Below are 22,200 nucleotides of genomic sequence, written 5' to 3' on the forward strand. Positions count from 1 at the left end.
GGCCCGTAAGCGCGTGCCACCAAGCAGGTGGGCGCGGCCTCTTAATACTAAGACGGCCCCGGTTACGGCCATCCCAGAGCGGAATTTCCTCGAAGGCGATCAAGGCAGACTGGTCGTGGAGTCGCGCAGCGCGGACGCGGCTTCGCATTGCCATTGTCCGATTGGCAATCTGGTGCGTGATACCTGCTGGTCTTTAAATCTGCTGGGCCTGTGGTATGCCTGCAGTGTTCTGCACGTGATTGACAAGCGTGGGCTGTCCTTTCCTCCATGAGTTTCGATGGCCACACGCGACTGACCATGGGCTCACACTTTGGTTTGGCCGATCTCACGTGTCGTCTTGAACGACAATGAACGGATGGGCGAGCGGGTCATCAACGGGACAAGCAAGCGCCTGGCGGCGCAGCACAAGGTACGTGTAGGGGGTCGTGTACTCACCTATGACGAGTTGCGCGCTGAGGTGGAAGCGGAGGCCGCTGGATTGCGCCGGAGCAGTGGCTCGATGGCGAGTTTGTGTTTGAGCCCTGGTTGTCGGACTCGTTGGTGAGTGGGCACGTCAAGCGTGTTGACCAAAAGCCGTGCTGACGTCCGCGAAGCTCTGGGCAGTTGCGGCGTGGCGCACCCCATTTACGGCTGTCATCAGCCACCATGAACTTGGCGGTGCAGCGCCAGGCTAAACCGCGCGTCCACACCGGGCGCAGAGGCGACGAGAGCTAGCGGGATGGCGAAGCGCAGCCCCTACGAGGGCTATTACAAGCGACAGCGGCAGATCGATTCGAAGGTCTTTGACATCATGCTGTCCACGAAGCACATGTGCCTGTGCAATCATCCGCAGGGCTTTCACTGGAACACCGACGACGGTGAGAACGTCGGCAAGTGCGTAGACGCGGACTGCCCGTGCGAGGCGTTTGATGAAGACGTGCTCTACGAAGCGCGGCTATGCGCAGGGCCGCAGCGCCGAGCCTGACGACGCCGGTGACGACGCTTTGTCGCGTGTCATGCGCACCGAGGAAGAGCGCGCCGTTGATGCTGACGAGGTGTGGGACCGGGCGCTGCACGCCAAGCGCCCCAACCCCATCGGCAGGCCCCGCCCCGACGCGCGGCACGACCCGGCGGCAATCGATGCGCTGCGCCAACTTGGCGGCAGCCCTCAGGACCTGACGGGCTAATTAACAACTCGTCAGTGCCACTTTTGGTAGTAGGTCGCCGGTGATTTCAGGCTTTAGCGGGTAGGGCCGCAACTCAGCGCCCCAACGAGGGGGCCGACCTACCATCGGCACACCAGTGCGCTGTCGGCCCCTGGCGGCGTGGGGAGTCGGAACACTCGCTCGACCTGAGCTAGAGCTTCCCGAATCGCGGATTCGCACTCATCAGACGTCGGTTCCCAGCCTCTGTGGACAGCCTTATTGCGCTTGTTGACCAAATCGTCCGTGAAGCTTCTCGGCAGCCCTTGGCCGAGCTTCTCCAATAGAGCGGTCTTTGCTCCCAGCATCGGTCTATTCCCCAGCAGAGAGCGCTGGCCGGTGAGGGCAACTTCCATATGATGTGGCAACGACCCGGGCGACGATCGGCACCCTAAGGTACACACACGAACCGCGACCTGCGGAGAGCTATGACCCAATGGATTCCTGGTTGCCGCTGAACACGTTCGCCGCTTCCGCACTCGCGGCGGACCGTGCAGGGGGCGCATCAGCTGTTCGTCGACCTCGTTGAGGTCGACCCGGATCGTGCGCCGCGAACTGCCCATCCGGTAACGGGTCAACTCGCCGTCAGTGATCAAGCGCCGCACCGTTTTCGGGCTGGCCTGAAGGTACTCGGCGGTCTCGGCAACGGTGATGTAGCGACGCTTCACGGTGGCTCCCAGATGCGGATGCGACCTAGCTGCAACAGCGAGTCCCGGTTGATACGGATAGCCCTTCCAGAGCCGATACGCCGGGCGTCGAGTTGCTCATGGGCGATGAGCTGGTGGATGAGGTGGCTGCTGACCTGGTAGTAGTTCGCGGCCTGCGTGAGCGTCACCCAACGCGGCACCACTTCTGCAGCGACATCGGGTTGACCGCACAGCCGAAGTAACGATCCCCGTTCGACGCGGATCAGCCGACCCCACGGCGTAGCCCCGCCCCGGACGCCGATTCGACGGACATCCAACTTCGGCAGCAGGCGCTGGTAAGCCTCAGCGCGGTCGACACCGCAGTGCTCTGCCACCTGCGCGACGGTAAGCCATGGAGGAAGTACGGTCACGGCTCGCGAATCTTGTCGAGGCACTCAGGGCACAGCGCCGCTGCAGAATCCTTCGGTTGACCGCAGGTCTGACAAATGAGTTTTCGCCGCTGCCGTGCCGCCGCCGACTTGAGCGCCATCCGTTGCATGTGGGCCTTGCGCGCCCACTCGGCACGCTTTGCGCGCTCCTGGGCGTCAATTCCCCTGGGGGCCACGTCGCGCTCGAATCGCTCCAACGCTGCTTTCCTAGCTGGCCAAGTCCGTGCCGCCCTGTCCGGTGTCCTGGCCCAGGACTCATATGCACCGATCCGTCCGCGCATGCTCCGCGCCTTCCGCGCTGTCGTCCGGCTCCCACCGGCGAGACGTTAATCGCCCCGCGCGGAAAGAACATTTGAACTCAGAGCTGACAACTTTGTTGGTGACGGCAGAAGAACTTGCTCTGCGTCCAATCCTAGGGCTTGCCCGAGTTCTAGCTACTCGCCCAGGAGCTGGGCTGCTTCTACACCAAGCGCATCGGCGATGTCGAATAGGCGTTCGTACAGCAGGCCGCGTCGTCCCAGCTCCACGTCGATCAAGACATTCCTCGTGACGCCGGACCGCAAAGCGAGGGTTTCTTGCGTGAGGTTCCTCTCGGCGCGAAGCTTTCGGATTCTGCCCCCAACTTGGCGACGACGGAGTTCCCATGCTGCGACCCGGTCGGGATCATTCTGACTCGGGCGAGTGGGCACGGGTCCTAGTAATCGGCCAAAACCGATCGGGTGTCTGCCCTACTAGTAGTACACTGATCAGGCCTGCGCTGGCACTTGGACAATCCAACCGATCAGGAACAACCGCTGGACGGAAATGCACACCGGAGGTCGGGACGCGATTTTGCACCGAAGGAGGAACGACCTTGAGACTTCGTCTGTATTCGCTTGCACTCCTCGCGAGTGCATTGTTCGGTGCGTGGGTCAACCCGGCATTGGCAACCGCTAATTCTGGTTGTCCGGTCAACTACTCTTACGACCCTGCGACGAAGATGTGTCAGCCTATCTACAGTCGCCCTGTCCCTGGGTCGGGCTGCAACCCCTATACGCCCGACGGCTTCTTGGGGTGCTACGGCAGCGACTGGGAGTGAGCGTGAGCCCAGACCCCTTGACCGTCTTTAGGATTGACTCAAACGACGACGCTCGGCGCGGTGTAACTGCCTACCAGGATGTTGCGTCTGCCGAGATCGTTGAATGAGCGGCGGCGTCGAGGATGTCGACCTCAAGTCGCCTACGTTCTATTGGAACGTGGCCTGCGAGATGGCCCGATGGCTGCGCAGCGAAGGCAATGTGCCGCCCCCGATGAACCTTGAAGGTCCAATCATGCAGCAGGGTGAGCAGGGCCGGATTGCCGTTCCGCACGTGCGCTATGACCGGCTGTACGGTGGCAGTGGCCGCTACCGCACTATCAACCCCTTCGTGGCGGGATCGACAGGGTTCGTCGTGGGGGCTTGGGGCGCTGCACTTCTGGCGAATCAGTACGCGAAGGAAAAGGCGCAGCAGAACGCCCAAGTGCGGTGGCGAGACGAAGCGACAGCCGTCGTCTACATCACCTCACAGCGCGTAATCACTGCTCTCCCGGAACGGACCCTTGACTTCGCTTTATCGCGAGTCAGTGCGTTCCACGTCGATTTCGACAACTGGAACACCATGTTGGAGTTCACCGGCGACGTAGCGCCACTGCGTCTCACCGGCCCACCCGCGCCCGTGTTGGCCTTGTGGATTGCCTACGGGCTCTTCGGTTCCGGCTGGCAGAAGGATTCGCGGTTCGACCGGCTCGGCCCACTAGAAGATCAGAGATGAGGATTGTGAGCGAACCCAAGCAACCCCCACAGCCTGGCGAGCCAAGTCGCGGCGGAACCCCAGGGTGGTATCCGGACCCCGACGGATCGCCTCGGCAGCGGTTCTGGGACGGCCAACAATGGACCGGCTACAGGCCGCCGCCAGGGGGAGACCCCTTCGTCCAATTCTGGCAACGTATGAGCAGCACGTCGAAGGCGGTAATCGCGGGCGTCGTGGGCATCGTGCTGCTGATCGTCGTGATTCTTGTCATTCAGTCCGAGCCGTGGCACAGCCAAAGGTACAAGGATTGCAGGGCGGCAGCTGACCGCGAGGGGTACAGGGGAGCGCAGCGCGACTCGGCCATCAAATTTTGCGTCGACACGGGCAACTTATAGGCGGTATGGCGTGAACCGAGGGGTGGATCAGGTCGGCACAAAAGCGCGGCTACCGCGATGTTTCTCCTTGCTGCTCTGCGCCGTGGCTAGTGCGGCGACGGTGTCGGTGTCGGCGTGCGCCGGGTCATCGAGTCATTCGTCCGCTGAGACGTCTAGCGGTCCGAGTAGCTCATATCAACAGGGCTACAACGACGGAGCGAACTGGGCTCGGAAGAACTACGTTCAGCAGCCAGGATCCCAATCTGGGTTGCCCGACTACGTCGTCAACGATTGGTGCCGAATGTTCCTGTCCCGCTATCAAAATGGCCTCAACAGCCCGATGCCCGCCAGTGCGGGTGACTACATGCAGGGCTGCCACGACGGGTTCGGCGTCTTACGGAAGAACTGATTTTCGAGGCCGATTGATCGGCCTTGAGTCGTGCAGAAGGCCGCGACAGAATTTTCAGCTTGGCCGAGACGCGGGTCAGTTCGGGCTCGATCGGCGACCTCCCGGGGTGTTGGAGTACCTCTCGGGGATCGATACAAGTCCCCGGCACCTCGGTACTATCCGCCTATGCCGTTGACGAACGGTGAGACCTTCGCCGGATACAAAATCGTCCGCCTGCTGGGCTCCGGGGGCATGGGCGAGGTGTATCTGGCTCAGCATCCTCGGCTTCCTCGCCGGGACGCATTGAAGGTTCTTCGACCAGACGTCTCTAGCAACCCGTCGTTTCGAGAGCGATTTATTCGTGAAGCTGATTTGGCTTCCGGGCTACGCCACCCACACATCGTCGGCGTCCATGACCGAGGCGAGCATGAGGGCCAGCTGTGGATTGCGATGGACTATATCGAAGGCACTGACGCGAATCACCTTTTGGAGCAACGCTATTCGGCAGGCATGCCAATCGACCTAGCTGAAATGGTCGTTACCGCCGTCGCCCGTGCGCTCGACTACGCCCACAAGAAAGGGGTACTGCACCGCGACGTCAAGCCGGGCAACATCATGGTCGCTAACCTCGACACCGATGACCCAGGCATTTTGCTCGCCGACTTCGGCATCGCCCGACCTCTCGATGACACCGGCGGACTTACGACCACCAATATAACGGTCGGCACCGTCGCCTACGCAGCACCAGAACAACTCATGGGCGAAGCCATGGACGGGCGAGCCGACGAATATGCGCTGGCTGCAACCACTTACCACCTGCTGACCGGCGCGCAACTGTTTCCGCACTCAAACCCCGCTGTCGTCATCAGCCGTCACCTGAACTCAACCCCGCCCAAGCTAAGGCACCACTGCCCCGACTCTGCACGCTTCGACGACGTACTTCAAATAGCATTGGCCAAGAACCCCGCAGACCGATTCCCATCCTGCTCGGCGTTCGCGAAGGCCCTGCGTGATGAGTCACCGGGATCGGGAGCCGCGTCAGCAATCGCTACGAGACCAACTGCCGAATCACCTGCCGTCGGATCTCGGCATGCCTGGACGATCCCGGCCAGTATCGCCGCGATCATTCTGTTGATCGCCGTCCTCGCCTTAGCGTTCCGGCCCTGGGAAAGCCAACAATCCAACTCGGCTGGTACTACCACGCCTGTTCCGACGACGCCGACCACGACAAGTGTTGCTCCGCCTCCGCCGCCTCCGATGGCTGTCCCCACTTCGGCAGCGCCCGCTCCGACGGTGACGGTGACCGCGGATCGCCCGAAGCCGAAAGGGGACCAGGCGGCCTTTCTCGCACAGGCGCGCACCCTGCCGTCCGCCGTTCTGGTGTCGAGGTATTCGGACTGTTCGAATGCGCCGACTGCGGCGGCATGCGCCACCGACGACAACGTGCTGGCCCTGGGTGCTCAGGCGTGCCGGGCGATGGACCGCTACCCAAATGACAGCGTGGCGGCGACCAGGGTGGTTTATCCCAACTATCCTTCTGGATCTTCCTACGACCAGGCGCTGCTGATGATCTACGCCGCCGACTACCTGTGCCGCGAGCACGCGAACATGTGGGCGCAATTCTGAATAATCACCGACGCACAGATCGAGGCAAATGAGGTCGGCGTGTAATAGATGGACGCCGTCTAGCATGGTCACTTCAAGCGGACCGATGGCGCAAGACGGTTACTTAGGCTCAGCCGAGTCTATTGCGACGCAATGAAGGTCGGCGTTTATAGCTCTTTGGGTGGCGGTGTACGAACGGTCTGCCTACGGCTATTCCGCGCTTGGCGGACGCACCAACACAGTGTTGGCCGGGTCGGCCTGTTCGGAGCACGCAAGCATCGGTAGGTCGGCACCTTCCAACCCTGCTAGTTCGAGTGCAGACTGCGCTCGAAGGTGCGATGAGCGGATTGACTGCCCGTCAGCGATTGAAGCGTAGAGGTGGGCGGCGTAGTTAATGGCATCGCTGTCGTCGATGCTGTCGGCCATACCGATAGCGAACGGGACGACTTGGGCGACCAGCTCGTCGATCTGCGCGGCTGAATTGCACGCATTCAAGACGACTAGTACCGGGGGACCATCGGTTGCGCGCATCGCGCGCATGAAAGCTCTCGCCGTGACGATGACTCCTTCGTGCGGCTCGTCGCGTTCATCCTCGAAGACGATCAGAGACTGGTTGCTATGGCCGGAGAAATGTAGGACGTGTGGGCGGAACCCGGAGAGTCCGTCAAGGAGGTCATTAGCTGTCGCTGCCGGGCGAGCGTCGATTTCAATAAGGTCGCGGTGGAGCGCCGATTGCACGGCGGCGCGAATCCGCTTCTGCTCGCGTCCAACTCGAAGATCTCCCTCAGATGATGCGCCCAGTATCAGGACACGAAGCTTCTCTGGCAACGGTGTCCGCATCTGATGAACTACGTGCTGAACCGCCGACTCGACCCGACGAATCCGGGATTCGATCGCCGCGCCGTCGGGAGGCGACTTTTGAACTCGTCGTTGCTCGTCACGCTTGCGCTGGCGCTCAGCAGCGTCAGCCTCCGACCGTTGAGCGCGGCTGAGCTTCGAGCTGGCAGCAATTTCGTCCTTGGCGTAACCCGCCGCTCGGTCCTGCCATCGGGACGCCTCTCTGCCCGCTGAGGCGGCTTTTTCCTCAGCGCGTTCTGCCTCACGCAACTTACTTCGAACAGTCGACTCGCTCTTGGTCTTAGTTGCGGCGTGCCTCGCCTTCGCCGCCTCAGCGCGGCACTTGGATTCCTTGTTTCGGTATTCGCCAGCTTTCTTCTCTGCGTCTGCTCTCTGTCCCCGTTTGCGCTCCACGTCGCGCTGATACTGGCTTGCACTCATTCCAACTCCCAGGATTTAGGCAGCGATGCCTCGCTGTTTCAACGCACGGCCCCGAAGCTACCGGGCACCCCCGACGGCCCACCCCATGACGCACCCGCGTGGCGAGGCTGCTCACACGCAGGAAGGCAGTGCGTCTCGAAAACGATCCTCTCTTTCGAAATGGCCAAAGACATCTGCCGACATACGATGGCTGAGGGTGTTGGAGGCAACCGGGGAACGGGTGTCGTGAACGGAGCGAGGCCAGGCGCAGTGGTTCCGCCGCCGTGAGGGGATGCGATTGATGGACGACGTTCGTGGCAAGTGGCCACACGACTACTTCGACAGCGCGCCCAACTGGACCGACACGCTGCCCGATTACCGAAGGCTGGCCCGCGAGATCGGACAAGAGATCGCCGCCACGAGGCCGCCGAATGTCCTGACGCACAATGGTCGGGCGTTCTGGAAGCTCACCGAGGCCGACAGTGGAGAACTCACCTGGCTCGCATTCACCCGGCCTGATGCGCGGTCGGCACTCGCCCGGCGCAAGGTCTGGACTCTCATCCCGCACCTGCAGGACTTTGTGGCGAACTGGTTCGTGAGCGTCGACCACGAACTGACCGAACAGAACCAGTGGATACACACCAACATCGACGTTTACGAGGCACGAGAACTGGCGCTGCTGGTGCCGCAGCCGACTGCCGAGGATATAAAGCGGATCACCCGACCTGAAGCGGTGCTGACCCTCGATGGCATCGACCGGCACAAAGTGACGACCGTACTGGGAAAGGGAACTGCTCAAGCGATGAGGACTCGACGATGACTCACCCGAACAAACAGGGATTCTGGGAGTGGGCGTACGGCGACCTGCTGTCTAACACCAATCGCGGCGTGCTGGCCGAGTACATCGTGGCTACAGCACTCGGCATTCACGACACGCAGCGCGTGGAATGGGACCGGTACGACCTTGTCATCGGTGATATCGGTGTCGAGGTGAAGTCGGCTGCGTACGTGCAGACGTGGAAGCAAACCCAGCTATCAAAGATCGTGTTCGGCGTCCGCCCCGCAATGGGCTGGGACGCCCGCACCGACACCTTCGCGGAGAGTGTGGGGCGAAGCGCCGACGTGTACGTCTTCTGTCTGCTCGAAGGTGAGGACCGTGATGCCATCAACCCGCTCGATGTCGCACAATGGACCTTCTATGTGCTGCCTACCAGCAAACTCCCCGAGCAGAAGACGATTGGGCTCGGACCGTTGAGAGCCCTCAGTCCGTGTGAATGTGCCTACGAAGGACTCAAGACCGCCATTCACAAGGCAGCAGCGGAGAATCGCGGCCTCTAGAGCGTCGTCCGCCGTCGCATCGACGCCCACTGGGACGCGGTGCCGCCGTTGCGGGCGGCGGCGTGACTCGGCCCGAAGGCGACAAAATGCCGCTATCCCCGTGTCTCGAAAACGATGGGTTGATGCGACTGAGACGGCACCGCCTCGCCACGGCTGCGTCCTGGTTCGATGTCTGGATGCTCTGTCTTGAAAACTCGTCTCATAACCATTATTCTCAAAACCTGTAGACTGACGGGATTCTGGACAGGAGCGGGCTTGGCCATCATTGGGTACGCGCGAGTTAGCACGAGCGATCAGAATCCGAAGCTCCAACTCGACGCACTCAAACAAGCCGGTGCTGTGCGCATCTTCACCGACCACGGCGTGAGTGGGGCGAAGGCTAGCCGCCCGCAGCTCGACGCCTGCGTGGACCACCTCCGCGAGGGCGACGTCCTCACCGTCTGGAAGCTCGACCGCCTCGGGCGCAACACCCAGAATGTTCTCAACATCGTCGACGATCTGATGTCTCGCGGGATTGGGTTCCGGAGCCTGACCGAGGGGCTCCACACCGACGGCCCGATGGGCAAAGCCATGCTCACCATCATGGCCGCCTTCGCGCAGCTTGAGCGAGACACCATGATCGAGCGCACCCGCGCCGGACTCGCGGCGGCTGCGGCCAACGGGCGCAAGGGAGGACGCCCCCGCAAGGTTGACGACGCTGCTGCCGCCAAGGCGCGCAACCTGCGCGATAAGGGCATCAACGCCAATGACATCGCCAAAATGTTGGGAGTCTCGCGTGCCACGGTGTACCGCTACTTCGGCGAAGTGCCGCTTTCGTCGATGCCATTGACGTAAAACCCAGGCAGAGTCTGAACTTTGACCAAAACATGTCGGCGATAATCAATGAAACCCCCGCAATGACGCCGTCCTGGATAAAAACTGAGAGTCCCTGTCCCTGAAGGACAGCAGGGGTTGGCGGAGATGCGCCGACGGGGAAGGAGAGTGATGAACCTCGTTCAGAAACGATTGGGATACTGGCCCAACGCAGTGACGCGCGCTGAGGCAGCTCGCCTGTTCGCCGGAGGAATGTCGTTGGCGAGCGTGCTGGCACGCTACCCCGACGAGGTAGTCAGCGTGCGGGACGGCGCAACCGTTGAACGCGGAGCGGCCCGACGCGCAATCTGGGCGCACTACGCGCTGGTCCAGGAGGCCGTCGGAGAGCCCGACCTAGACCCCAACGATCACGCCGCGATCGAGCGCTTGGTCAGCGAGTCGACGGTTCCGAAAGGCTGTATTCGGTACGCGGTAGCGGAGTGTCGCACCGGCGCGCACCTGAACTGGTATCGAAAACAGGCACCGGCCAGTTGGCCCGTCTAGGCCGGATGACATGAAGCGGCGAGCGCGTGGGCGTGGCGAGCCTCATTCACCTCGGCCTCGCTAACAGCAGCGTCAGCGAGGCGACTTCATGTTTTTGTCTTTAGAGGTGCGCGACCTCCTCAAACACCTAACTACCGACGTGGCGAGGAATGGCGAACTCGACAAGATCGGTCTTGTTAACAACCACCATTGGCGTCCCATCAAGGAATATGAACGCCATCTCGTCGATGCCTGTGCGATAGGGGGGCCTATCCATGCTGCAAGGTTCATAACGGATCGTTGTAATTAAGTGCCAGGTTTCAGGATCATCAGAGTCTCCATCAACGCGCAACAAGATGGGAAGGCTTGGGTACCAAGGCGAGTAGAGAACCTGAGCTTCGCAGCGCCGGGGCTCAAGGAGAGAAAACGACTGGCCCGTTTCGCAATCGCTATTTCGGCAACGAAGCTCAAACCGGGTGACTATCTCTTCAGTGCTGCGCCTGTCTACGGTGCGATGACATCTGATGTACTGAGGATGGTCACAGGAATCGCAGCGGACGCTGCTGATCTCCCACCCGGAAGTATTCACTCGGTCCCTCCCAGTCTGCACTCGCGCACTTCCGTCGATCTTTCACAACATTGTTCTTGCATTGCTTGACATGACGGGTGCCCCATCTAGCGTCAATGCAGTCTCCCTGGGCGACTCTCGTTGTCCAAATCGCGAGAATGCCTTCCGCTATCATTCACCGGTCGCTTCCTCTCAGCGCGGAATGCCTGGCTTTGCGTCGGATGTTGACGGCCACTCCTGGCAGAAGCCACCTCGGCTGCACGGGCCCGACCTCCTTTCGGCTGTCAGGTCTTCGGGGTAACTTCGCCGTGTCAGACGGATAGGCGAGGAGACCAACCTCAACATGGCGCACACCAACGCAAACCTGATCTGGAAGATTGCCGACCTGCTACGGGGGCCGTATCAGCCCAACCAATACGGCGACGTGATCCTGCCGTTCACCATTTTGCGCCGCCTGGACTGCATCCTTGAGCCGACGAAGGACGAGGTACTCGCCGAGTACAAGAAGATCTCAGCGACCAAGGTCGATCCAGCGGTGTTGTTGAAGGCCAAGTTCAAGCTGCCGTTCTACAACACCTCGAAGTGGAGCTTCGCCTCCCTGATCGGCGACCCCGAGGGCGTGGCCGACAACCTGGTCGACTACATCGAGCACTTCTCCCCGAATGTGCGTGATGTTTTCGACGGCTACAAGATGCTCGACGAGATCGCCAACCTCGCCAAGTCCGACCGTCTCTACCTGATCGTCAAGGCATTCGCTGCCGTCGATCTGCATCCCAAGGTCGTCACCCAGCACGACATGGGCTACATCTTCGAAGAACTCATCCGTAAGTTCGCCGAGTCCAACTCCACCCAGGCGGGTGATCACTTCACCCCCCGTGAAGTCATCGCCTTGATGGTCGACATCTTGTTCTCGACCCAAGACGACGCGCTCACCAAACCTGGTGTCGTGCGGACGATCTACGACCCTGCTGCCGGGACCGGCGGAATGCTTTCTACCGCCTTCGACCACCTCGTCGAAATGAATCCCAAAGCGCGACCGGTGCTGTACGGCCAGGACATCAATCCTCGCTCTTATGCCCTCTGTAAGTCCGACATGATCGTCAAGGGCCAGGACGTCGACAACATCTACCTCGGCGACACCCTGACCGACGACGGCTTCCGCACCGACCATTTCGACTTCCTACTGTCTAACCCCCCGTTCGGGGTGGCCTGGAACACCCAGCAGAAGAAGGTCACCGACGAATACGAGCAGCGCGGATTCGCCGGACGGTTCGGCCCAGGCCTACCCCGCGTCTCTGACGGGTCGCTGCTGTTCCTGCTACACCTGATCTCCAAGATGCAGCCCGTAACGAAGGGCGAAGGCGGCAGCCGACTGGCCATCGTTCTCAACGGATCACCCCTATTCACCGGTGGTGCGGGGTCCGGAGAATCCAACATCAGGCAGTGGATAATTGAGAACGACCTCCTGGATGCGATCATCGCCCTGCCGACCGACATGTTCTACAACACCGGGATCGCAACCTACATCTGGATCTTGGATAACAACAAGCCCTCCAAGCGCAAGGGCAAGATTCAGCTCATCAACGCCGTCGACATGTACGGCAAGATGCGGAAGTCACTTGGATCCAAGCGGAAAGAGCTGCGCTCCAACGACATCGAGAAGATCTGCGACCTCTACGACAGCTTCTGCAACCAGCATGCGACCGACGAACACGACGCGCACTCGAAGATCTTCAAGGGCGAAGAGTTCGGCTACTCCACGATCACCGTCGAACGCCCCCTGCAACTGCAGTTCACCCCGACCGACGAAAAGGTGGAGGAAGTCCTCGCGCAGAAGAGCATCGACAAGCTCAAGGAGGGTGAGAAGTCCGCGATCCGTAAGGCGCTTACTGGTTTGATCGGGTGGGAGTGGAAGGATCGTGATGAGTTCATCACCGAACTTAATGACGCACTCAAGAAGGCGGGTTGGCCGAAACCTCCTGCGCCACTGGTAAAGTCGATCTGGTCGACTCTCGGAGAGCACGACTATGATGCTGTGATCGTTACGGACTCCAAAGGCAACCCAGAACCAGACCCTGCGTTGCGTGACACCGAAAACGTGCCGCTAGCCGAAGGCATCGAGGAGTACTTCGCCCGTGAAGTACTGCCCCATGTTCCGGACGCCTGGATCGACCACAACAAGACCAAGATTGGCTACGAGATCCCCTTCACCCGCCACTTCTACCGCTATGTACCACCGCGACCCCTTGAAGAAATTCAGAAAGACCTCCGCGTCCTCGTGGGAGAAATCCAAGCCATGCTCGCCGAGGTAGGCGCATGAGCTGGCCGAGTTACCCGCGATACAACGATTCCGGCGTGGAGTGGCTAGGTCGCGTTCCTTCGGGCTGGGCTGTGTCGCCGCTCAAGAATGTCGCAACCGTATTTCCGAGCAGCGTAGACAAGCATTCACATGACAACGAGATACCTGTCCAGCTTTGCAACTACACGGACGTCTACAAGAACGAGCGCATCTCTGGCGCACTGGATTTCATGAAAGCGACAGCCACTCCCGGAGAGATCAAGAAGTTCACCCTCAAGCAGGGAGACACGATAATCACCAAGGACTCCGAGACGGCGGATGATATCGGGATTAGTGCCTACGTTGAGGAGACCCTTCCCGACGTTCTATGCGGCTATCACTTGTCCGTGGTTCGACCTCTGCCGGGACTTGACGGGAGGTTCGTCAAGAGGCTCTTTGACAGCCACTATCTCAAGGCCTCAATGGAAGTGAGCGCGAACGGGCTGACACGTGTCGGACTCGGCCAGTACGCGATCGACAACCTCAACATCCCCCTCCCTCCGCCGGACGAACAGCTGCAAATTGCGGACTTCCTGGAAGCTGAGACGGCGAAGATTGATGCGCTGATCGCCAAGCAGGACCATCTCATCGCCACCCTGCGCGAGGACCGCACCGCCACCATCACCCACGCCGTTACCAAAGGGCTCGACCCGACAGTCGACATGGTGCAGCCCCACAACTCCGAGCTTCCCGCCTGTCCAAAACACTGGACAGTGCAGATCAGCTTGAAGCGGTTGGCAGAAGTTCAGACGGGCCTCACCCTCGGAAAGTCAATAGATCCCGCCGAAGCGGTGGACGTGCCCTATCTGCGTGTCGCTAACGTTCAGACCAGTGGCGTCAACCTCGACGAGGTGAAGACGGTGGCAGTTCACCGATCGGAGCTGAAACGGTACCTGCTGAGGGACGGCGATGTTCTCATGACCGAGGGCGGGGACATCGACAAGCTTGGACGAGGGTGCGTCTGGTCCGGCGAGATCGCGCCCTGTATTCACCAGAACCATGTCTTCGCCGTGCGCTGCACGGATGCACTTTCCGGTGACTTCCTGGTGTACCTGCTAGACACCGCAGTGGGTCGCAACTATTTCTTCATGACCGCCAAGAAGACAACAAACCTCGCGTCGACCAACAGCACGATCCTGGGGGCGTTCACGTTCTCCCTTCCCCCTCGCGCTGAGCAGGACGAGATTGTCGGCCATCTCAACGAACGCTGCGCCGGTCTCGATGCGCTCGTCGTAAAGGCAAACGCGGTCATTACGGTACTGCGTGAGTACCGCGCCGCGCTCATTACTGATGCGGTCACCGGCAAGATCGACGTGCGTGGGGCGGTGGCCTAGCCGTGGCACGGGCGCAGACGATCCAGATTTACCTGCCGTTCGGCGACCCCGCCGGGATGCGGGTGGCCAACCTGACGACACGCACCGTCCGGGTCTTCGAGGTACCTCGCTCGCTGCTCCCGCAGTTCCTGCAGCGTCCAGAGTCTGGGCAAGTCGGTGTCTACTACTTGTTCGGCTCGAACGACGATGAAGCGCCGCAGTGCTACATCGGCCAATCCGGGAATGTCGGTGTGAGGCTGCAGCAGCACACTTCTGCCAAGGATTTCTGGACCAGAGCCATGGTCGCGGTATCACTAACCAATGAGTGGACCTCCACCCATGCGGCCTACCTTGAATGGCTGTCACTGGGGCGGGCTAGGGCCGCAGGGCGCTACAACCTGGTCAACGGGAACCAGGCATCGAACCCGTTCACCCCCGAGCCCCTTGAGGCTGATTGTCAGGAGTTCATCGACACCATCGCCGTGCTGTTAGCGACTCTGGGTGCACCTGTGCTCGACGCCGTGAAGCCCGCTGCGTTTCTGCCGACGAAGACGGACACTGGCGAGCCGGAGAGCCTGTTCTTCCGTGAAGCAGGATGCGAGGCAACCGGGTTTCAGACCCCGGAAGGGCTGCTGGTTCTCGCAGGGTCCAAGGGGCGTCCCGACATCCGCAAGTCCGCCCGGCCAGGCATCACGGTGCAGCGCGCAGCTCTGGAAGCAGAGGGCGTGATCAAGGTCGGCGAGCATGACCTGGTCTTCCTCAGAGATCACCTGTTCGGTTCTCCGTCGGCGGCAGGGTGTGCTCTTGTGGGGGGCGAGAACAACGGGCGGACGAGCTGGCGAAACGGTAAGGGGCAATCCATTAGTGACCTGGAACAGCTCGCCATTGCACCGAGGAGCGCCGAGGCGAAGCCGCAATGACCCAGCAGCACCATGAGTCCTCGTTCGAGACCGAGATCTGCGAGCACTTGGCCGGGCACGGCTGGCTGTACTCGCCCACGGACCAGGGTTATGACCGTGAACTGGCACTGTTCCCCGACGACGTCTTCGGGTGGCTAGCTGACACTCAGCCTGAGCAGTTAGCCAAGCGAGTTAAGCCTGGCCTGACGGGCGAGGCGCTGGCCAAGGCGCAGCGCGGTGTGCTGGCAACTCTGGTGAAGGCGCTGGGGGCCGATCCGAAGGCCAACGGCGGCACGCTCTCGGTGCTGCGGCGGGGATTCAAGGACCTCAACGCCCAGTTCTCGATGTGCCAGTTCCGCCCGAATACGTCGCTGAACGACACGACGGCCAAGAAGTACGACGCGGTGCGCCTACGGGTGATGCGACAGGTGCACTACTCCACGAAGAACGCCAACAGCATCGACTTGGTGTTTTTCGTTAACGGCATTCCCGTCGCGACAACGGAGTTGAAGACCGACTTCACCCAGAACATCACCGATGCGGTGCTGCAGTACAAGAATCACCGGTTGCCCAAGGGAGAACCCCTGTTGGCGTTCGGGTCTCGGGCGGTGGTGCATTTCGCGGTGTCGAACTCCGAGATGCAGATGACCACGAAGCTGACGGGCAAGGACACGATATTCCTACCGTTCAACCGTGGCGACCACGGCCATGCCGGGAACCCACCGAACCCGCACGGCTCGCCGACGGCCTATCTGTGGCAGCAGATCCTGGACCGTGACACCTGGCTGGACATCCTCGGGCGGTTCCTGCACCTGCAGATCGACGAGAAGATCGACCCCGCCTCCAACAAGAAGGTCCGCACGCAGACCATGCTGTTCCCGCGCTACCACCAGTGGGACGTGGTCACCCGTTTGGTGGCCGACGCCCGAAGCAAGGGGCCGGGGCAGCGGTACCTCATTCAGCACTCTGCCGGATCAGGCAAGACCAACTCCATTTCATGGTTGGCGCACCGGCTTTCGGTGCTGCACGACGACGCCAACACGCCGGTCTTCGACTCCGTCATCGTGATCACCGACCGCAACGTGCTAGATGCCCAGTTGCAGGAGGCGATCCGCCAAATCGACCGCACCCCTGGGGTTGTCGCGCATATCGCCGGTTTGGGTGGGCCCAAATCTCAGGAGCTGGCGGAGGCGCTGACCGGGGGCACGAAAATCATTATCGTCACGATCCAGACCTTCCCCTACGCCCTGCAGCTGATCCAGGAGCAAGCCGACCTTAAAGGCAAGAATTTCGCGATCATCGCCGACGAAGCCCATTCGTCGCAGGCAGGGGAAGCATCCAAGCGGCTCAAAGCGGCCCTGACGGCCACAGAGCTGGACGAACTCGCCGACGGCGGCACAGTAGACGCAGAAGACGTCTTAGCGGCAGAGATGGCCGCACGGGCCGAATCAAAGAATCTGTCGTTCTTCGCATTTACCGCTACCCCCAAGGCCAAGACCCTAGAGCTGTTCGGTCATAAGTCCAGCGTCAACGACAACCCGCACCCGTTCCACCTGTACTCGATGCAGCAGGCCATCGACGAGGGCTTCATCCTGGACGTCCTGCGCAACTACACCCCGTACAAGACCGCCTTCCGGCTCACCCACCACGGCCAGACATTCCAGACTGAAGAAACCGCCGCCTCCGGCACCGTCCAGGTCTCCGGTGAACGCGACGGGGACCTAGTGGACAAGAGTGCAGCCATCAGGTCGGTGATGAACTGGGTCAAGCTTCACCCCACCAACATCAGCCAGAAGGTCGCGATCATCGTCGAGCACTTTCGCGACAACGTGGCGTGGCGGCTCGACGGCAGGGCCAAGGCGATGGTTGTGACGTCGTCGCGCAAGGCGGCAGTGCGCTACAAGCTGGCCTTCGACAAGTACATCGATGAGCGCAAGTACACAAACATCGCGGCGCTGGTGGCGTTCTCCGGCGAAGTCACCGACCCCGACTCGGGGTTGGAGAAGGTCACCGAGGCCTCTGCCTTGATGAATCCTGGCTTGAAAGGCCGCGATCTGCGCGATGCGTTCGCCACAGACGAATTTCAGGTGATGTTGGTGGCCAACAAGTTCCAGACTGGCTTCGATCAACCGCTGCTGGTCGCGATGTACGTCGACAAACGGCTATCGGGGGTGGCGGCGGTGCAGACGCTGTCGCGGCTCAACCGGACCGCGCCGGGCAAGGATCAGACCTTCGTCCTGGACTTCGCCAACGCCGCCGAGGACATCGTGGAGGCTTTCGAACCCTACTACGAGGCCACCACTCTGGCCGATGTCACCGATCCCAACATTGTGCACCAGACGGTCAACAAGCTTGATGCTGCCGGGATCTACCAAGAGTCCGAGGTCAACGGTCTGGTCGCTGACTACCTGAAGTACGCCCAACAGCCCGGTAAGGGCCACGAAGCGCTCAACAAGTGGATCAAGCCAGCACGAGATGTGTTCCGGGACCGGGAACTCCAAGCTCGCGACCACGGCGACAGCCTGGCTTTGGAGGAGCTGGACATCTTCCGCAAGGACATCGGTACGTTCTTGCGCCAGTACGACTTCCTGTCCCAGATCGTCAACTACGAAGACCCCGCTATCGAGAAGCTCTCGATCTACCTACGCCACCTCGCGCCTATGATCGCCAGCGACCAACTCCACCACGAAATCGATCTTTCCGGAGTCGACTTTGACTACCTAGCCCAGCACGCCGGGCAGTCCACCGACGGAAAGCTATCCGGTGGTGTGATGCTCGAACCAGCGAAAGCCGGGGGGACCGGAACGGCCCGCGATCCCGAACTGGTCGCCCTGGAACAGGTCATCGCCCAGATCAACGATCTCTTCTCCGGCGAGCACCCCGACTCAAGCGTTCGCAACGTCGTCACCCACATCAAAGACCGGCTCGAAGAAAGCGAGACCCTGCAACAGCAGGCCCAGAACAACAGCCTGGCTCAGTTCTCTGCCAGCCCAGACCTGAAGAACGAGTTCGTCACCGCCGTGATTGGGGCAATGGCCTCCTCCGAGGACTTGTCCACGCAGATCCTCAACAACCCCCAGCTGTCATCGAAGCTGCTCGGGGAACTTGTGCCCATCATCTACCAGGGCTTGAAGCCGACGGCGTGACCGACTCCTCACCCGCAGCCCTGCTGCTGCGCAGTAATCCCCACTGGAAGCTGGCGGTCAAGAACTTGCGCGACCTCAACCGCGCTCACGGCACGGAAGCCCATACCAGGGCGCTCAACTATGCCTCAGAGTACGAGAACTCGCGAGGCGCAATGATTGTCGACGTCGTTGCGTCGCGGCAACGCCGGTATACGACGCGGGTGCGCAACATCGTGGCCGACTGGAAATCCCGCAACGCCGAACACACCATCGCTTGGCTTGCCTCCCGCCCGCTGCAACGAGAGAAATACGGCCTTTCCGACAACGAAGTCACAACGATCCATGATGTGGCGAACAGACTGTGCGCCTTCGCCTCTGAGCAAGGGCTCACCGCCGCAGACGCGGAAGACCAACTTTGCCGGGTGTGGGCTGACCGCTGCGGAGCGTTTGAGCATGCACCGAAACTCGACCCAGTCGTCGGCTCAGTCAAAGGGATCGGGTTGGCCCTGTTCGCCTACGCCCGGATGCGTTCAGGTGCCGATGCCATCAAGCCCGACACCCGCGTGGTGAAAGCATTACGCTCACTTGGCTTCTCGATACCCGACGATCCGCACGCGGCGCTCCTGGTGGCCCGAGCTGCTGCGGATGAGATCGGCGTATCACGACTCGTTCTCGACCAACTGCTGTGGTGGCTAGACAACGAGGACGTCCCTGTCACTTCCCGGCAAGCCTCCACGAAAGGTCAGGAATGATGGCTGCAATCCCGCTGAGGAGCTTGATTGGCGACCTTGACCCGACGGAGTGCAAATTGCACTGCGCGGTCTGGAACGGTGAAGACCACCCAATTGACGTCCTGACGCGCTCATGGGACGAGTGGGTCAGGTGGAGCCGGTGGCGGCCCGCTCGCAATGAGTTCAACCGGCGGTACATCTTCGCGCTGGCTCGTGACCGAAACGACCCGTCACTCTGGCTCTTTGGAGGGATCTTCGAAGTCAAGGCTCGCGGTAAGCCGAATGCCCATTCCTACAAGATCGCCTTGCGTGACGACCTGATGGGTGCGTTCATCAAACGGCTATGGGTGAAGTTCCGCCCGAGAGGCCGCGCTATCCGACTCAACATGGACACCTACCTTGACGACATCGAGGTCGTGTCCATCTCGAAGCTGCCGTATACAGGTGAGCCGTTTCCTGGGCACGACCAGATTAACCACACCCTCGGTGTCTTAGAGACGGCGGTAACCCAGGAGTGGAATGACTGGCGCGGGGCCTTGCAGTACATGAAGGGTGTGTACGTCATCCATGACATCGCGACCGGCGAGGCTTACGTCGGCGCTGCTTATGGGGATACCGGGATCTGGGCAAGGCTGCGTCAGTATGTCGATGGCTTGCACGGTAACAACGTCGCTCTCAAGGAACTGGTCGGGCAGAAAGGACCTGCTTACGCTCGGTCCAACCTCAGGTTCGCGCTCCTTGAGTTTTGGTCTATGCGTACCCGCGATAAAGAAGTCCTGGACCGGGAGTCGTACTGGAAGGACGTTCTTCTAACCCGACAGTTCGGCCTCAACAAGAATTAGGCGGTCATCGCCGACAGCCCGCACTCGGGTGTGATAATCGCGGCATGACCCCGATTTCGGGCATTGAGGGTGCTCAGGTGCATCTTGCGTCTATTCGGTTGGGTGGTCCAGCGCTGAGCATGTCTATTGACGTGGCGAACCCTGAATAAGGCGGTTTGATGGCTGAAACCTACGTAAGCTACGACGACGCGGCAGCCTATCTGGGTGTCCATCGGTCGACGCTCGGCGATTGGATCGCGCAGGGTCGGCTTGACCGTGTACTTATCGACGGTCGTGGCTATGTCGTCGCGGAAACGTTGTCTGCGCTCAAGCAGAAGCGGTCAAAATCCGATAACCGACGGCTGTCGGCCAGTGATAAGGCAGCAGGCAACCCACAGTCTAAGCGACCGAAGTCAGGTCAAATTGGCTCTGCCGCTGCTGAACTCGCAGGGCACACGACTCGTCCGACTCCCGAACATCAACTTCGGCTAGGCAGGTCATCGGTCGACTTGTCATCCGAGATTTCCGCGCTTGTGTGGCAACTCACTCGCCAGGACGCTGCGACCAAACCAGCTCTATTTCCCGCCGACACTCTTCAAGCTGCGCGCCCCGGGATGTACTCGTGGTGGGGCGATGACGAAGCATGCAATGTCTTAGGCGAGGCGGTCGGGATGCACCTGCCCCCCCTTCTGTACGTCGGGCAAGCCGGTGCCACGAGATGGCCTTCCGGCGCAAAATCGGCAGCCACCCTTCTGAGCAGGATTGGCACACAGCACATCAGGGGCAACGCGAGGTCATCCACGTTCCGGCTCACAGTCTCTAGCCTGCTAGCTGATCGCCTGTCCCTGGTGCCGGTCAAGGGCGGGAAGCTCGATCCGGATAGCAACGCGCAGGTTTCGGCCTGGATCGCTGACCATCTTCGGGTTGTGATCGCCCCGTTTGACGACCGGGACGCGCTGGGTCAGGTAGAGAAAGGAGTTGTTGCGCAACTAGATCCGCCGCTCAATCTTGAGCACTGCCGTCCCTCGCAGGCGCGGACCCGCCTGACTCAGCGCCGTGGCAACTTTCGCCGATAGTAATCCGGCGCGGAGCGCTGGTCTTGCCGCCTCGATCACGACCCTTCAGGGCCGCAGCCCCGTCCCGATGCGGCATTGTGGTGGGGTGTTTTTCGTCGGGGTGGATTTGGCGTGGGGTGAGAAGAGACCGACCGGTGTTGCGGTTCTCGATGCCGACGGTGAGCTGATGTTCGTGGGAGCCGCGCTGCAAGACGACGCGATCATCGACTCGGTGGCACCCTACGTTCAAGGTGAGTGTCTGGTGGCCATCGACGCCCCACTCATCGTCGCCAATCCAACTGGGCAACGGGCCGCCGAACGTGCACTCAACGCAGATTTCAGCCGCTTCGACGCCGGGGCACACTCGGCGAACACCGGTATTCCTGTCTTCTCGTCAGGTATACGTGGTGCCCGCATCGCGGAGGCCCTCGGCCTAGACATGAACCCTTCCTCGACAGCGGCCCGTCGGGCCATCGAGGTATATCCCCACCCGGCCACCATCGCTCTGTTTCGCTTAGGCCGCACCCTGAAGTACAAGCACAAGCCGAACCGCAGCTTCGGGCAGCTGCAGTCCGAGCAGCTCCGGCTGATCATGCTGATCGAGGACCTAGTCGGTGCCGATGTGGGCATGCGTGTGGCGGAGAACTCAGACTGGGCACGGCTACGTCGAATGGTTGAGACGGCCACCACCAAAGCCGAACTGCGCAGGGCCGAAGACCCTGTCGACGCGGTGCTATGTGCCTACATCGGACACTACGCCACCGAGCGGCCAGACGACGTCACGATCTACGGTGACTTCGAGACCGGCTACATCATCACACCCACGCTGCCATCTGATCTGCGTCCGACGCCACGTCAGCTTATCGACGAACCTGTTGACGGGGCACGAGTTGCCGACCCGCAACTCGAAGGGGTTCGTCGGGCTGCCGCAAGTCTCGAAGTTGCTCAGGCGGCTCTGCAGGAGGCAGTCGCGCAGCTTCGACTGCGAGGTGGCTCCTGGACCGTGATTGGCGATGCGTTAGGGCTGC

General features: G+C 61.0%; 21 protein-coding genes and 2 pseudogenes. 18 read left to right on the plus strand and 5 right to left on the minus strand.

Annotated features, from left to right (window positions below; genetic code table 11):
- Positions 1-718 precede the first annotated feature (718 nt).
- Both C0J29_RS14390 and C0J29_RS32820 read left to right on the plus strand, forming a co-directional pair.
- The gene (locus C0J29_RS14390; RefSeq protein WP_120792741.1) at positions 719-964 is read left to right on the plus strand and encodes a hypothetical protein; all 246 of its coding nucleotides are present in this window, start codon (positions 719-721) and stop codon (positions 962-964) included.
- Positions 909-1,166 (plus strand): hypothetical protein, encoded by a 258-nt coding sequence (locus tag C0J29_RS32820; RefSeq protein WP_162951462.1) that lies wholly within the window; start codon positions 909-911, stop codon positions 1,164-1,166. The genes C0J29_RS14390 and C0J29_RS32820 overlap by 56 nt, the downstream gene beginning before the upstream one ends.
- Positions 1,167-1,264: 98 nt before the next feature.
- On the opposite strand, the gene C0J29_RS34655 is transcribed toward C0J29_RS32820, so the two are convergent.
- From C0J29_RS34655 to C0J29_RS14410, 4 genes are all read right to left on the minus strand, one after another.
- The gene (locus C0J29_RS34655) at positions 1,265-1,849 is read right to left on the minus strand and encodes an excisionase family DNA-binding protein (RefSeq protein ID WP_308494738.1); all 585 of its coding nucleotides are present in this window, start codon (positions 1,847-1,849) and stop codon (positions 1,265-1,267) included.
- Positions 1,846-2,202: a DNA-binding protein gene (locus C0J29_RS14400; RefSeq protein ID WP_242460432.1), complete on the minus strand. Its 357-nt coding sequence runs from the start codon at positions 2,200-2,202 to the stop codon at positions 1,846-1,848. Before C0J29_RS14400 ends, C0J29_RS34655 begins: the two co-directional genes overlap by 4 nt.
- Before the next feature lie 32 nt (positions 2,203-2,234).
- Positions 2,235-2,453, minus strand: coding sequence for a hypothetical protein (locus tag C0J29_RS14405; protein ID WP_242460433.1), 219 nt, complete (start codon positions 2,451-2,453; stop codon positions 2,235-2,237).
- 237 nt (positions 2,454-2,690) lie between these two features.
- Positions 2,691-2,945, minus strand: coding sequence for a helix-turn-helix domain-containing protein (locus C0J29_RS14410; RefSeq protein ID WP_120792744.1), 255 nt, complete (start codon positions 2,943-2,945; stop codon positions 2,691-2,693).
- 492 nt (positions 2,946-3,437) lie between these two features.
- Between C0J29_RS14410 and C0J29_RS14415 the strand changes: the two genes are divergently transcribed.
- The 4 genes and pseudogenes from C0J29_RS14415 (at position 3,438) to C0J29_RS14425 (ending at position 6,413) form a co-directional block, all read left to right on the plus strand.
- Positions 3,438-4,046, plus strand: coding sequence for a hypothetical protein (locus C0J29_RS14415; protein WP_120792745.1), 609 nt, complete (start codon positions 3,438-3,440; stop codon positions 4,044-4,046).
- Positions 4,043-4,177 (plus strand): annotated as a pseudogene (locus tag C0J29_RS34765) (DUF2510 domain-containing protein); the annotation flags it as partial. The gene C0J29_RS14415 and the pseudogene C0J29_RS34765, both read left to right, overlap by 4 nt.
- 45 nt (positions 4,178-4,222) lie before the next feature.
- On the plus strand, positions 4,223-4,420 hold the full coding sequence (locus tag C0J29_RS33755; protein WP_242460434.1) for a hypothetical protein: 198 nt from the start codon (positions 4,223-4,225) through the stop codon (positions 4,418-4,420).
- 553 nt (positions 4,421-4,973) lie between these two features.
- Positions 4,974-6,413, plus strand: coding sequence for a serine/threonine-protein kinase (locus tag C0J29_RS14425; RefSeq protein ID WP_120792747.1), 1,440 nt, complete (start codon positions 4,974-4,976; stop codon positions 6,411-6,413).
- A gap of 189 nt (positions 6,414-6,602) precedes the next feature.
- Here C0J29_RS14425 and C0J29_RS14430 read toward each other — a convergent pair whose 3' ends face one another.
- On the minus strand, positions 6,603-7,670 hold the full coding sequence (locus C0J29_RS14430; protein ID WP_120792748.1) for a CHAT domain-containing protein: 1,068 nt from the start codon (positions 7,668-7,670) through the stop codon (positions 6,603-6,605).
- Between the two features lie 280 nt (positions 7,671-7,950).
- Between C0J29_RS14430 and C0J29_RS14435 the strand changes: the two genes are divergently transcribed.
- The 12 genes and pseudogenes from C0J29_RS14435 to C0J29_RS14485 form a co-directional block, all read left to right on the plus strand.
- Positions 7,951-8,469 carry a hypothetical protein gene (locus C0J29_RS14435; RefSeq protein ID WP_120794725.1) on the plus strand — a complete coding sequence of 173 codons (519 nt, stop codon included), beginning with the start codon at positions 7,951-7,953 and terminating at the stop codon, positions 8,467-8,469.
- Positions 8,466-8,987, plus strand: coding sequence for a hypothetical protein (locus C0J29_RS14440; protein ID WP_120792749.1), 522 nt, complete (start codon positions 8,466-8,468; stop codon positions 8,985-8,987). Before C0J29_RS14435 ends, C0J29_RS14440 begins: the two co-directional genes overlap by 4 nt.
- Before the next feature lie 255 nt (positions 8,988-9,242).
- On the plus strand, positions 9,243-9,821 hold the full coding sequence (locus C0J29_RS14445) for a recombinase family protein (RefSeq protein ID WP_120792750.1): 579 nt from the start codon (positions 9,243-9,245) through the stop codon (positions 9,819-9,821).
- Between the two features lie 150 nt (positions 9,822-9,971).
- Complete coding sequence (locus C0J29_RS14450) at positions 9,972-10,343, plus strand: hypothetical protein (RefSeq protein WP_120792751.1); 372 nt, start codon at positions 9,972-9,974, stop codon at positions 10,341-10,343.
- An 890-nt stretch (positions 10,344-11,233) separates the two neighbouring features.
- Positions 11,234-13,210 carry a type I restriction-modification system subunit M gene (locus C0J29_RS14455; RefSeq protein WP_120792752.1) on the plus strand — a complete coding sequence of 659 codons (1,977 nt, stop codon included), beginning with the start codon at positions 11,234-11,236 and terminating at the stop codon, positions 13,208-13,210.
- The gene (locus C0J29_RS14460; protein WP_120792753.1) at positions 13,207-14,562 is read left to right on the plus strand and encodes a restriction endonuclease subunit S; all 1,356 of its coding nucleotides are present in this window, start codon (positions 13,207-13,209) and stop codon (positions 14,560-14,562) included. Before C0J29_RS14455 ends, C0J29_RS14460 begins: the two co-directional genes overlap by 4 nt.
- A gap of 2 nt (positions 14,563-14,564) precedes the next feature.
- On the plus strand, positions 14,565-15,461 hold the full coding sequence (locus C0J29_RS14465; protein ID WP_242460435.1) for a GIY-YIG nuclease family protein: 897 nt from the start codon (positions 14,565-14,567) through the stop codon (positions 15,459-15,461).
- Entirely contained in the window at positions 15,458-18,586 is a 3,129-nt protein-coding gene (locus C0J29_RS14470; RefSeq protein WP_120792754.1) for a type I restriction endonuclease subunit R, read from the plus strand. Before C0J29_RS14465 ends, C0J29_RS14470 begins: the two co-directional genes overlap by 4 nt.
- The gene (locus C0J29_RS14475) at positions 18,583-19,317 is read left to right on the plus strand and encodes a hypothetical protein (protein ID WP_120792755.1); all 735 of its coding nucleotides are present in this window, start codon (positions 18,583-18,585) and stop codon (positions 19,315-19,317) included. The genes C0J29_RS14470 and C0J29_RS14475 overlap by 4 nt, the downstream gene beginning before the upstream one ends.
- A complete protein-coding gene (locus C0J29_RS14480) occupies positions 19,317-20,138 on the plus strand; it encodes a GIY-YIG nuclease family protein (protein WP_162951464.1) in 822 nt (273 codons plus the stop codon). Before C0J29_RS14475 ends, C0J29_RS14480 begins: the two co-directional genes overlap by 1 nt.
- Before the next feature lie 158 nt (positions 20,139-20,296).
- Entirely contained in the window at positions 20,297-21,193 is an 897-nt protein-coding gene (locus C0J29_RS32825) for a helix-turn-helix domain-containing protein (RefSeq protein ID WP_162951465.1), read from the plus strand.
- Positions 21,194-21,278: 85 nt separating this feature from the next.
- Positions 21,279-22,025, plus strand: a pseudogene (locus C0J29_RS14485) (DUF429 domain-containing protein); the annotation flags it as partial.
- Positions 22,026-22,200: the final 175 nt, after the last annotated feature.

Source organism: Mycobacterium paragordonae (assembly GCF_003614435.1).
In the GTDB taxonomy this organism is placed as follows: domain Bacteria; phylum Actinomycetota; class Actinomycetes; order Mycobacteriales; family Mycobacteriaceae; genus Mycobacterium; species Mycobacterium paragordonae.